At 44.3% G+C, this 12,085-nt stretch carries 10 protein-coding genes and 1 pseudogene; 6 read left to right on the top strand and 5 right to left on the bottom strand.

Features of this window, described 5'->3' with window-relative positions; translation table 11 throughout:
- Positions 1-117: 117 nt before the first annotated feature.
- Both H5300_RS10680 and H5300_RS10675 read right to left on the bottom strand, forming a co-directional pair.
- Positions 118-975 (bottom strand): annotated as a pseudogene (locus H5300_RS10680) (diguanylate cyclase domain-containing protein); the annotation flags it as partial.
- Positions 976-984: 9 nt separating this feature from the next.
- Positions 985-1,452: a hypothetical protein gene (locus tag H5300_RS10675; protein ID WP_017091205.1), complete on the bottom strand. Its 468-nt coding sequence runs from the start codon at positions 1,450-1,452 to the stop codon at positions 985-987.
- Positions 1,453-1,873: 421 nt separating this feature from the next.
- On the opposite strand from H5300_RS10675, the gene H5300_RS10670 reads away from it, so the two are divergent.
- The 6 genes from H5300_RS10670 to H5300_RS10645 all read left to right on the top strand — a co-directional run bounded on the left by H5300_RS10670 (position 1,874) and on the right by H5300_RS10645 (position 7,433).
- Positions 1,874-2,260 carry a cytochrome c gene (locus H5300_RS10670; protein ID WP_017085163.1) on the top strand — a complete coding sequence of 129 codons (387 nt, stop codon included), beginning with the start codon at positions 1,874-1,876 and terminating at the stop codon, positions 2,258-2,260.
- A 24-nt stretch (positions 2,261-2,284) separates the two neighbouring features.
- Complete coding sequence (ccoN, locus tag H5300_RS10665; protein WP_065681396.1) at positions 2,285-3,709, top strand: cytochrome-c oxidase, cbb3-type subunit I; 1,425 nt, start codon at positions 2,285-2,287, stop codon at positions 3,707-3,709.
- Positions 3,710-4,324 (top strand): cbb3-type cytochrome c oxidase subunit II, encoded by a 615-nt coding sequence (locus tag H5300_RS10660; RefSeq protein WP_004730430.1) that lies wholly within the window; start codon positions 3,710-3,712, stop codon positions 4,322-4,324.
- Complete coding sequence (locus H5300_RS10655) at positions 4,321-6,477, top strand: cytochrome c (RefSeq protein WP_182795955.1); 2,157 nt, start codon at positions 4,321-4,323, stop codon at positions 6,475-6,477. Before H5300_RS10660 ends, H5300_RS10655 begins: the two co-directional genes overlap by 4 nt.
- A gap of 262 nt (positions 6,478-6,739) precedes the next feature.
- Positions 6,740-6,967, top strand: a complete 228-nt coding sequence (locus H5300_RS10650; RefSeq protein WP_004730426.1) for a PAS factor family protein — start codon at positions 6,740-6,742, stop codon at positions 6,965-6,967.
- 283 nt (positions 6,968-7,250) lie between these two features.
- Positions 7,251-7,433: a hypothetical protein gene (locus H5300_RS10645; RefSeq protein ID WP_004730424.1), complete on the top strand. Its 183-nt coding sequence runs from the start codon at positions 7,251-7,253 to the stop codon at positions 7,431-7,433.
- Between the two features lie 185 nt (positions 7,434-7,618).
- Here H5300_RS10645 and H5300_RS10640 read toward each other — a convergent pair whose 3' ends face one another.
- From H5300_RS10640 to H5300_RS10630, 3 genes are all read right to left on the bottom strand, one after another.
- Positions 7,619-8,911, bottom strand: a complete 1,293-nt coding sequence (locus tag H5300_RS10640; protein ID WP_182795954.1) for an alpha/beta fold hydrolase — start codon at positions 8,909-8,911, stop codon at positions 7,619-7,621.
- A 385-nt stretch (positions 8,912-9,296) separates the two neighbouring features.
- Positions 9,297-10,034 carry a DUF3726 domain-containing protein gene (locus tag H5300_RS10635; RefSeq protein WP_004730420.1) on the bottom strand — a complete coding sequence of 246 codons (738 nt, stop codon included), beginning with the start codon at positions 10,032-10,034 and terminating at the stop codon, positions 9,297-9,299.
- Positions 10,031-11,872 carry a hypothetical protein gene (locus tag H5300_RS10630; RefSeq protein WP_182795953.1) on the bottom strand — a complete coding sequence of 614 codons (1,842 nt, stop codon included), beginning with the start codon at positions 11,870-11,872 and terminating at the stop codon, positions 10,031-10,033. Before H5300_RS10630 ends, H5300_RS10635 begins: the two co-directional genes overlap by 4 nt.
- Positions 11,873-12,085 lie beyond the last annotated feature (213 nt).

Below are 12,085 nucleotides of genomic sequence, written 5' to 3'. Positions count from 1 at the left end.
AACCGTATGGCTTCCGTAACGATAGTCCATGACCAACTCCACCTATGTACAGAGTTGTAAAGTATCATAGCTAAAGCTGACCGACTAAAGTCGGTGGTTTTAACCTTTTAGGAGACTAATAAAAAATAAGAACTGGCTTCCGCTGCTTCGAAATGAAATGGTACTTTCTGGTATCTTAGCGGTCAGAGATTTAGCGGCCGAACTAACGACAAGATCACCATATTCAAGGCCATATTTTTGATTAATTTCGGTAAGGTTCCTGATACGGACAAAATAGAGATCAAAGTTATTGTCCTTCGAGTAGCTATTTTTCACAAATTTCATCAATGAAATTCGATTGCGAAACCCTGTAATAAAATCCGTAGAGTAGAGCTTTCTTTTGATAGAAAAATCCATATAAAAAATAATCCCAGTCAACAACAAGATGCCAACAAGAAAAACGCTACTGATCCGATGGACTGTCACTAAGTTATCAACCATTGAGGTATTTTCTTCAATTACAGGGCTTTGTAATCGAAATTTGTCGTTAATAAAATCTACGAGTGTGTGGTAGCAAATATCGACCTTTTTCTGTAACGATTCCTTGGGCAACAACCCTTGGCTGACCAGTTTAATTGAGGGCTCCAAGCTCTTAAATTTATCAAATTCCGCTGTGAAATAGGGCTTAAAGTTTGCTGACTTGATGAAATTGGAAGACTCAGTGCTGTTAATCAATATATCAAAACGGCTCCACGTAATATCGTACGCTAACCATAACTCATCATAATCAATGGTTTCAGAGCGGCTTACCATCAAGAAATTGGCGTATTCTTTCACCAATTGAAAAACGAACCACGTTGCCTCATTTTGTCGGGTAGAAAAACTCTTATTAATATCGTTAATGCGGGTAACACTGTAGATATTAACGGTGAGCACCACTGCCGCTAAAGATAACACGACGACTTTAATGGCAGTCAATGACAACAGCTTTTTCATACGAAGCCCTTACAAATGAATATCGCGTATCTGCCAGATCATCTTGGCATGGAAATCTGTATTATCTATATCTGGAGTCGAAGAAAGTGGATATATCAACCAGTACGGACCTTTTTCTCTGACTGACATAAATTGGCCATTTTGTTTAATCGCAATGATCGGCTGGTAATCGTCAAAGTCTTCTTTGGGCACCGCGATTTTATAGTCGTTTAGTGCAACAAAGGTCACTTGCGAAGCCATGGGTAAATCCATTGTTTCAAGCACTGTTTGTAAGGCCACACCGCTATAAACCAATTCTCCATCCACCCAAGGTAATGAGGTGGATATTTCTTTTTGAGGAAGCAATAACAGTTGTTCTCGACTGAATTGATGCTTTTGCCCTAGGTGATCGAATATTGTGAGTTCCGATGCTGAAAAAATAGAAAATGAACACAGTGAAAGTATAAACAGAAGTGCAGCTCTCATTTTAAACTCCATTCTAAAAAGGTCACTAAATTGAGTCTAGTTCATATTGGTCATTTGACTTGCTTAGACATTGCCTATTTTCTCAATGATGCAGTTCGACTCTTTCTCAGATAACGTTTCATTCCTGTAACCAGGTGCGAACAACACCTTACCCTTCTCTAAATAAGACTTTAATTAACGTTCATACCAGTAATCCCGGCTTTTTAAAGGCAATGAGTAATCCAATCCAGCCACTGAATACGTACTGACCATCAAAATTAACAATAAATATGAGTCAGTAAGTAGCAAGAATGCTTGTTGCTGCATAACCTTTAATCGAACGTAAGCAGCTTTGAGAGCCTGTTTTTCTGATATCTGTCGCTTCTATTCCACCAGCAGGTATCGTGTGTCGCCCTTAAAAAGCTTACTCATTTCATAATCAAGGGAATCGAGAATGAGTTTGAATATAAAAAAATTTAACCCCATGACGACACTTTCAACCCTAGTAATGACGTTGGTCATGTTTCCTGTTTCTGCTGACGTTAATCAAGATCAATTCGAGTTAGGTAAGCAGAAAGCAAAGGTGTGCATGACCTGCCATGGCGTTGATGGCATCTCAACGCAAGACCCCTACCCGAACCTTCGCGGTCAAAAGGTGGGATATCTCATTTCCTCGTTAAAAGACTATCAGACAAGGGAAAGAACCAGTGGTTTGGCAATTCTCATGCAGCAACAAGCCGACACACTTTCAGACCAAGACATCCGCGATATTTCCTATTTCTATTCAATGCTCGGCAACGATTCAAACTCACTCAACGAATCAAATTCAGTCAGCGAATAAAAGCTTTAGGCAAGGAGCCTTGTTATGGAACAAGTGACACCGCAGTACAACATTAAGGTCGTTAAATACTTCATCATCGCATCTTTAATATGGGCAATCGTAGGCATGATCATCGGGGTGATTCTCGCCGCGCAATTGTATTGGCCAGTCTTAAACTTCGATTCTCAATATTTCCAGTTTGGTCGACTGCGCCCGCTACATACCTCTGGAGTGATTTACGGGTTCGTCGTGAATATTTTGATGGGGACATCTTTGTACATTGCCCAGCGAACAGGCCATTGTGAATTGTTCAATAAAAGCCTTTCATGGATGGTATTTTGGGGATGGCAATTTATTCTATTGCTTGCGGTCATTTCCTTACCCGCAGGCCACACCAGCTCAAAAGAGTATGCAGAGCTTGAATGGCCAATCGACTTAATGATCGTGCTGGTTTGGGTGCTTTATGCGGTGTTGTTCTTTGGCACCCTTGCTAAACGAAAGGTCAGCCATATCTTCGTGGCTAACTGGTTCTTTGCTGCTTTCATCATCGTCGTTGCAATGATTTTCATCGTGAACAACCTTGCGATGCCTGTGTTGGCGATGAAGTCTTACTCTGTGTTTGCAGGCGCTCAAGATGCAATTGTTCAATGGTGGTGGGGACATAATGCCGTCGGCTTCTTACTAACTGCAGGTGTGATTGGTATGAATTACTATTTCATACCCAAAGCGGCAGATCGACCTATCTATTCTTACCGATTGTCTGTGATCCACTTCTGGGGCTTGGTCGGCTTTTACACATGGGCCGGAACGCACCATTTGGTTTATTCTTCCGTTCCTATCTGGATTCAGAACATCGGAATCGTGATGTCATTGATATTGTGGCTCCCTTCTTGGGCCGGTGCGTTCAATAGCGCAATGACCCTCCTGCAAAACAAAGAAAAGCTGAAGTCCGACTACATTCTTTTATTCTTTTTCTCAGCAATTCTTTACTACTGCTTGGCGACATTCGAAGGTCCGCTACTCGCTATTCGCTGGTTCAACATGGTGGCACACAACACCGAATGGATCATCGGTCACGTACATTCCGCAGCTCTTGGATGGGTTGGAATGTCAGGGATAGCGGTTTTTTACTATTTCATTCCGCGCTTATGGGGCCAAACCGATCTTTGGTCACGACGACTAATTAAATGGCACTTTTGGCTCGCTCATGCTGGCGTCGCCATTTATGCGATAGCACTTTGGATCGCAGGCATCGGTGAGGGTTATATGTGGCTCGCTCAAAATGAAAATGGCGAACTGATTTACAGTTTTGTAGAAGCGATGGACTTTAAAGCACCTTGGCTATTCATGCGTTTCTTTGGTGGTGCACTGTTTGTACTTGGATTGTTCTTAATGGCATTCAACTTGTACAAAACGGTTCGTATGCCAGTAGTACACGACGCTAAACATACCGTTAATGAGGGGGCTTAAATGATGAGTAAAGACTTTACACATTCAATCGTCATTTTAATTTTGACCACCGTTGTTGTTGCCTCCTTCTCTTTGTTGGTTTGGGTAGTGCCAAGCATTGTCCGCGGAGACGATATTGCCAAAGGCAGTTTAGCAATGCCACTCACACCGATTGAGTTGGCAGGGCGAGACATCTACATCAGTGAAGGCTGCCATGTGTGTCACACCCAAATGGTTCGCCCTCTAGAGCCAGAAGTGAAACGTAATGGTCGCCCGAATAAAGAAGCCGACGATATTTACGAATTTCCTAACTTGTGGGGTTCTAAACGTACCGGCCCTGACCTCACTAACTTAGGTAGAAAGTATTCTGACCAGTGGCATGTTATTCACCTAACTGATCCTAGAAAAGTCGTTCCTACATCGATCATGCCCTCTTACCCGTGGCTGTTTGAACAAACGCTTACAGGCGATGATATCAGCGCAAAAATGGAAGTTTTACGTACCTTAGGTGTGCCTTATACCGATCAAGAAATTGGTGACGCCCGATTGCAAGTAAGAGGCAAAACCAAAGGTGAAGCGCTGATTCGCTATTTACAAAGCCTGGGTAAAGATACGTCACAGGAGGTATCACAATGAGCACATTCTGGAATCTATGGGCGGTACTCTTAACCTTAATATTCTTTATTCTGATGGTGTCTGTTGTCGTTAAATACTGGCGTAGCAATCACAAGGCCGATCATGACCACACCATTGGCACCTTTGATGGTATTGAAGAGAAAGATGCGCCTCCACCTAAGCTGTTATTTGTAAGCTATGCGGTCGCATTTCTTTTGTCTGCTGGTTATTTGGTGCTCTACCCCGGGCTTGGCGAATGGGAAGGATTAGTCGATTGGGAACAAAGCGATGATAAGCTCAGTTCACCATCCACCACTCTCAATGAACAATTTGCACAAACCAGCGAAACTACGTTAGAGGGATTAGCTGCAGTCCCAGAGATCGTGAACAGCGGTAGGATTCTGTTCCAAACTCACTGCGCTGCTTGTCACCGAGATAATGCTCAGGGACAAAAGCACTTTCCTAACCTAATAGACCAAGAGTGGCTCTATGGTGGCAGTGATGAAGCTGTGATTCATTCGATCGCCAAAGGTCGGAACGGTGCTATGCCAGGTTGGAGCGAAATCATGCGCCCCGATGAAGTGGCTAAGGTTTCTTACTACTTAGCTTCCCTCAATCAACGCCATACCGATGTTCCAGAAGTAAAAGTTAAAGTCGGCAAAGAGCTGTTTGTAAAATACTGCTCGTCTTGTCACGCTGATGGTTCTGTTGCGAACCCAGAGATTGGCGTGCCTGATCTCTCAGACGATATTTGGTTGCACGGCGGCAGTATTGAAGAGATACAACACACTATCAACAAAGGCTTGAACAACCTAATGCCTGCGTTTGATGAGCAGCTCACCGAGAACGAAATACTTGCGCTTGGGGCTTACATCCGACACGCCGGTGAAGTGGATCAACAAAGGCTCACGAGTTTGAAAGCATCGTCTGTTGAGCGTGGGGAATACCTAGCGTATGCCGGTGACTGTGTGGCTTGTCATAGTGCAGAAGGTGGCGAACCCTTTGCTGGCGGCCTACCGTTTGTTACTCCTTTCGGCACCGTGTATTCAACCAACATAACTCCACACACCACCGAAGGGATTGGGACTTATGACTTTGATGATTTCCGAGCCGCGTTAGTTGCCGGCAAGGGTAAGAACGGCTATCTATACCCAGCTATGCCCTACACGTCATATCAGTATCTCACAGACCAAGACATGGTCGATTTGTGGGAATACATGCAGTCCATCACCGCCGTGCCACGACGCAATGATGACAACAGCATGATGTTTCCATCCAACATTCGCTTAGGTTTGCTTGGCTGGAACATCGTATTCATGGATACCGACCCGATTGACTATCAAGTGCCTGAAGAGCTTAAATCGGAAGTCGAAAACGTTGAGAAATGGCAACAAGGGAAATATTGGGTCGCTGGTCTTGGACACTGCTCGGAGTGCCACACGCCAAGAAACATTGCTCAAGCTCTGATACCTGAACGTATTTTCCAAGGTAACTTGATTGACGGTTGGAATGCGCCCGATATCACGGCCAACGAACTGTATGTCGATGGTTGGGATGAAGCGACACTCACCGATTTCTTACACACGGGTCACTCAGACAAAGGGACTGCTTTTGCGGGCATGGCTGACGTAGTGAAAAACAGCCTCAGCTTGATGACACGTGAAGATATTGAGTCAATGTCTTATTACCTACTCAGCGGTGACATCAACAACACCGTTGCTAGTGATGCAGTTCAGTTACAACCTAAAGGGTTTGATGAAGACTCTTACGCGACTGATATTTACACCACGTATCGCCAAACGTGTGGAGCGTGTCATGGTGACGATGGTAAAGGTCGCGACCCTATCGCCCCTACGCTGTTGAATAACGGCATTATCATGCACAGCGATCCATTCAACACCATCGCGGTGACTGTGCGCGGTCTACAACCCACCTATCTCGACAAAGACAGAAACTTCATGCCAATGGCAAGCTTTGAAGATGTGCTGTCGGATCAAAGGTTGGCTGAGTTGATCACCTTTGTGCGATTGCACCTTGGAGATAGAGAGGAACCCGTCACGGCGGAGCACGTACGAGAGGTAAGAGAGACACTTGAAGCAGCAGGTTACGCTGGAGGATTACACACCACACCTGAAATGTACGAAAATCGAGATAAGAACATTAACATTCGCTAGGTTCTCGACGTATTTGATTAGCTCAGCAAGTAGCAAGTAATGAGTAAGTTTTAATATTGATTAATAGACCCAAAGGAGACCAGTGCGTCTCCTTTTCTTTTTACCATAACCCGAGTTTTCGACACTTTGCCGTACAACACAATTGTAACTAACTGATTACACAATTAAGCAGAGCTGCACATAATGCGATCAATCTCGCAGAACAAAGATGACACCAAGTGCATAATATGCAAAATTTTCTAAAGATGTACTAAGGACAGTTATGGATACAACTACACTCATCTACGATACGTTGGAAGGCCTGTCGAGCGCAAAGCCACAGCAACACGCTCAAATCCGCCAAAATCTATATAACCAATTAGATTTATCATTTGAGAAACAGTTGGCTTTATATTCATCAGTTCTTGGTCCAGCAAGTGCTGGTAGATTGACCGACTTGGATAGTGCAGTGATGTCTGCACGCAAGATTGTTGGCTTAGAAAACAGCTAAACAACCTTCAACCTATCTCAACTTTAACGCTGCCATTGTGCAGCGTTTTTTTATGGACGCTATTTACGATAAGGACGGTTGGTTACGATAAATGCTGTTAGTTGCGATAAATACGGTTAGTTGCGATAAACGCAGTTAAGTAAGATAAGTGCAGTTGGGGCTGTTTTTCAAGTTACACGCATTCTCATTTGGTTAATCTTATGTTCCATTTTTAACAGGTGTGCAACCTCAACAATGGCGCTAATGTTAGTAGCACGTTAACCACACATCGGATGGAAGAATCATGAGAGTACTTATTGAATATACACAAACAGGCAAATACCGTGATCATGCGTGGGAAGCACTAACCATTCGTTCAAAAGGCGAAATTCAAGCTGTGACTCCCTCTTATGCGGCTCAACTTATCGAACAGAACCGCGCCAGCTTATCGACCACTGAAAATCAAGATATCGTCATCCAACCTTAATGAATTTAGGAACTATCCCTCCCGGTTCTTAAACTCTATCGTTTTACTCGGTATCTAGTGATCAACTAGATACCAAGTAAAACAGAGTTCGATGGCATAAAAAAAACGCTGCACGGATGCAGCGTTTTCTTGTTTCTAGCGTATCTGATTTCTAACGTAGACAGCTTCTAACGTAAACCGTCTAATTATTTTGGCAGGTTTTCTAACGCTTCAACCATCGTCACCAATTTATCTACAATTCTTTCGCCATCCACTCTCAAGCCATTGTGTTCGTACTCGTTAGTGATCCACGCTTTTGAGTTTGGAATGTTCGCAAGTGTTTCACGGCTGTAATCCAGCTCTACATACATATCATCCGCATAAACCGCACATGCCATCGGAACCGTATTCTTGCTCAGTTGCTCTGCATTGTACAAAGAACCCCAATCTGATTTCTCAGCCAACATGTTTGCCGCTTCACGTAATGGCTTCAGCGTTTCTAGTTGGTCGAACATCCATGGGTACACCATTTCTCCGGTAAACCAGAATTCACTACCCGTTTGGTAGTTAAAGTGTGAGTACTGATCACGAACTCGATGTGCAGACCAATTAGACGCAGTGCCTTGGCAGTAAATCGATTCATGCAAAATAGCGTAGATTGGGTTCGTTAGGTAGCCCTGCTCTTGCTGCATTTGATTTAGGAAGCTATAGCTCAGCTGCTTGTTACCGTTCACTTCAACAAAGGCACTTTCCAGTGTGAAATACATTGGAAGGTTTGCTTCGCCGCCACCAAGATTAATGCCGATCAACTGGAACTGTTCAACTGTAAACGCCTGACCGTTTGGCAGTCTCACATCATTGTTAAGCAGGTAATCAGAAATCTCGCGACACATAGCTTGTGCTTGAGGGAACTGAGCAAAGAAAGCTCTGTTTTTGTCTTCTACACGCTTGTAAGTCGCACGATAAACATCATCAGCTTCACGCTCAATAGACGGAATACCACCCGTTACATAACAGCGCTGTAGACTTTGTGGGAACAGTGACAAATAGCTCAGTGTACAGAAGCCACCAAAGCTTTGGCCGATCGTCGACCATTGCTTAATACCGAACTGTTCACGGATCGCTTCCGCATCACGAACGATGTTGTCCGCTCTAAAATGCGTTAAGTATTCGACTTGTTGTTCTGGAGACAAATACGCCAAAGTTTCATGGCTGATCACCGTGCTGTTGCCTGTACCACGTTGGTCAAGAAGCAGAACACGATAGTTTTGTAATGCACGCTTTAGCCAACCCGATTGACCACTCACCCGTGGAGAAGGAAAACCTGGGCCGCCTTGAAAGTAGATCAACCACGGCAGCTCTTGCTCATCTTTAGCGAGATCAACCAGCTCACGTGCGAAGACTTGGATCTGTTGTCCATCTTTTGCTTGGTAATCGAGAGGCAACTCAAAAGAGTGCTGACGATACAGGGTGGTTCCATCAATAAAGTTAGCTTGCACGCTTCATTCCTTTTTATCTGATTCTAAAGTCATTGGTACGAATAAAAATGGCGCCCTTTGGCACCCTTATGAGCAAGATACGCATAGTAGCTTGTAAATGAAACCGTTTGTTTAACATGAATGTGAAGGTGCTTCGTTTAATTGTTCAATTACCTCTCAACGGGTAACAACGTGTGTCAAAACAGTCAGTTTAGAAGAGGCTGATCCAGCGAGAGAGCAAAAGAATGAGGTAAAGAAAATCCAAAGCGCGAGGCAAATAAAAAGAGCTTAACGAGGTGAGGATACGTTAAGCTCTTTGGTTTTATCTGTGTTGATAAACTAACTCGCTTATTTGCCGTTAATCTATCGAACCTGTTAGTTCTAATGAACCTAATAAATCGAGCGACTACGAAGCCGTCAGTTCACCGGCACCTTGAGTCGAGCGTTCGCTGCTCTGAACTAGGATTGCGGTAGCGGTCTCTTTCAGTGCCGCCCACTCTCCATCATCCACCTCAATGCCATCGTTCCATGCTTTCTCTTGAGTTTTAAAAAGCGCTTCCGATTCAATGTGTGTTTGGTAGCCATCTGACAAACGTTCGATATCGAAATCCTGGACGGAAAGTTCGATGGTCATATTGTGGATATGTTCGACCGATGCCAGTGGCAAATCTGATAAAAACAGTTCTGGTGCAACGCAACCACGATTAAGCACATACAAAGTGCTCTTAGGGTTAGAGCCGTTATCCCAACGTGCCATGCACGCGATACCTTTCGCAGCCAGTTTTACAAGCTCGCTGTATGCTAGCCAACGGTTGTGGCAGTTATTTAGCTCAATTTTCAGCGTCTTCTTGCCAACCATTTTTTCAATCGAGTAGTCCATAATCACAGGAAGATGACACGCCAAACTCGCCTTGTGCAGGTCGACTTCAACCGTATTATCACTGCGCACTTGAATATCGACAGGGCGGTCGTCTTCTAGCCCGATGAAGTTGCTCGCACTGTTAAAATGACGAACACCATCCAAACCGACCATTTGTAAATCTGCCACCATGTTCGCTATCACATCAGCTTCACCACATGTACGACGCATACCTAAAAAGGCTTTATTGACGGCCGCTACCAGTTCATTGTGAGAAACGATCATAACGATTTACCTCCATGTTGGCCTTTCGCATTTGCGCTGTAAATATCTGTACCGCAAGCATCTGCGCTGTGAATTGAAACATTTTGCGAACCAGACAGTTCAGCTTCACTTGGTAATATTGGGAACACCCACTCATCCTGATGAATTTCATCAAGCAGTGGTGCGCCTTGGAAAAACGTTACTCGTACCCAACGGTCTGAGCGAGGATCAAACTTAGTCGCACCAAACATTGCTAGCTTACAACGCAGTAAGTGCATTGGTGGCGAATCTTGATGCAGTACATTCATTTGAATGTCGCCCATCGCTTTGTTACCTAGCGTCCACACACGGCGCGCAATTGCACGGTGTTGCGGCTGTTTAACAAGGAACTCAGCCAATGAAAGCTCAGGCGCGAATTGCAATAAAGCATGGTACAAACGGTAAGCTTGACGACCAATATCCAACGGCAGTTCACGCTCTTCACCCAGCTCTTCACCTCGAACACCGAGTCTTGGCTCTTCTTTGTCTTGAGAGCGATACCAGAACCAGTAGTTGTTCTCTGCTTTCGTAAAGTCAGTCGTGATCGCCCAGCGATACTTCTCTTCTAATACAACAAGAAGATCTTGAATCTTTTTGCCGCTAGGAAGCGACAGTGTTTCGCTGCAATTCATTTGCTCTTGATGGGCGTCCACTAATTCTGGGTACAGTTCCATCAAGCATGAGATAAGGATTTCTTGGGCTTCCATACTCATGTGCTTAGATTGTTCGACTAACTGTGCCCATGTATCGCACAGGCTGACAGAAGCTTCTAATGATTGTTCTGTGTGCTTCAAATCATCAACAGCGGCTTTGTTCAGCTCTTGCTGTGTTTCATTGATGGTAACGACTTGTTCTAAATGACAAATCGCTTTTTTAACTAAGGTACGTAGTGGCTCGATCAACGCCGTATCAGTCTGACTGGACAACACGTCCGCCAATGCCTGTTCACGGGTTGTCATCCACTGATCGACAATACTAGGGTGGTTAATCAGGTATGGCGCCATACCTAAACCAGTCGCATTACCAACACCAAGGTAACGTTGTAATCCTCGATGCAAGGTAATCGCTTGCTCACCGCCCTGTTGTTCGGCTAGGTAATGAACCCAATCTAGGCTGAACTCACGTAGCATATAAACTGCACACATTTGCGCACTAAATGACTGATTAAAATCCTCATTTTTCTCTAAGATTTTGAAGTCTGCAATGCCAAATTTGCCATTACCATAAACGGCAGTGGTTCGTAGGATGTAACCTACTTCAGCGAGTTCTTTTGGCGTTGGTTGAACACCTTTCGCCAAGTGACTGACGATATGTTCAAACACACGTACACTTTTGTTTGCACGCGCTAAAACAAGTACGTTATTTGGATTACGGCCGGCTTCTTGAAGCGGTACATTCGCACGAAGTCTTTCAAGTAGGGTGACATCAACATCACCAAGAACAAGCGCAAACGTTACGTCCCACTTTTCAGCAATTACACGGTCATTTCGTTCGTCATCTGCAATTTCATCGCAAAAAACAACCAAATGATAAACATGGTTTGGCGTCGCTAGCTTATAGATAACATGACCAAAACCTTGAGCGTCTAATTGCCACTCATGTTTCGTCACTTTCCACTCTTGCTGCGCCATTTTACGAATCAGAGTTCTCACAAAGCTGATGCGTGTTTGGTGCATCGCACCTAGCCTTTCCGGTGCCATGACAACCGTTGCGTCACGTAATGCTGATTCAGTGTAGGTAGAACGATGTGCATCCATTTTGCTCACCACCTTATAGTTATAGGATTTTGCTAGCCATTCAGAACCGATCGTTGCCGTCATTTGAAGCATTCGTTATTACAGTATGCTGGTTAGCTTTCACGTTATGTGGGGCAAGCGAGCTCGCCCCTTATTATTTGTCCTGACTAGATCGATTGACCTAAATACTTTGCCGTCCGGTGTATCTTCACCAGTACGGTTTTGCTGTTCCTTTCGGAATTTTTGCATCAGCCTTCTTTCGAAGGCTGATTTGTTCTTATTCAATCAGTTTCTTTT

Source organism: Vibrio sp. SG41-7, assembly GCF_014164465.1.
Classification (GTDB): domain Bacteria; phylum Pseudomonadota; class Gammaproteobacteria; order Enterobacterales; family Vibrionaceae; genus Vibrio; species Vibrio splendidus.
This window is presented reverse-complemented; position numbering and strand designations above follow the sequence as displayed.

Coding starts and splice junctions, on each gene's coding strand:
- H5300_RS10645 (WP_004730424.1), top strand. CDS start 7,251: ATGAGAGTACTTATTGAATATACACAAACAGGCAAATACCGTGATCAT.
- ccoN (WP_065681396.1), top strand. CDS start 2,285: ATGGAACAAGTGACACCGCAGTACAACATTAAGGTCGTTAAATACTTC.
- H5300_RS10655 (WP_182795955.1), top strand. CDS start 4,321: ATGAGCACATTCTGGAATCTATGGGCGGTACTCTTAACCTTAATATTC.
- H5300_RS10670 (WP_017085163.1), top strand. CDS start 1,874: ATGAGTTTGAATATAAAAAAATTTAACCCCATGACGACACTTTCAACC.
- H5300_RS10675 (WP_017091205.1), bottom strand. CDS start 1,452: ATGGAGTTTAAAATGAGAGCTGCACTTCTGTTTATACTTTCACTGTGT.
- H5300_RS10630 (WP_182795953.1), bottom strand. CDS start 11,872: ATGACGGCAACGATCGGTTCTGAATGGCTAGCAAAATCCTATAACTAT.
- H5300_RS10635 (WP_004730420.1), bottom strand. CDS start 10,034: ATGATCGTTTCTCACAATGAACTGGTAGCGGCCGTCAATAAAGCCTTT.
- H5300_RS10650 (WP_004730426.1), top strand. CDS start 6,740: ATGGATACAACTACACTCATCTACGATACGTTGGAAGGCCTGTCGAGC.
- H5300_RS10660 (WP_004730430.1), top strand. CDS start 3,710: ATGATGAGTAAAGACTTTACACATTCAATCGTCATTTTAATTTTGACC.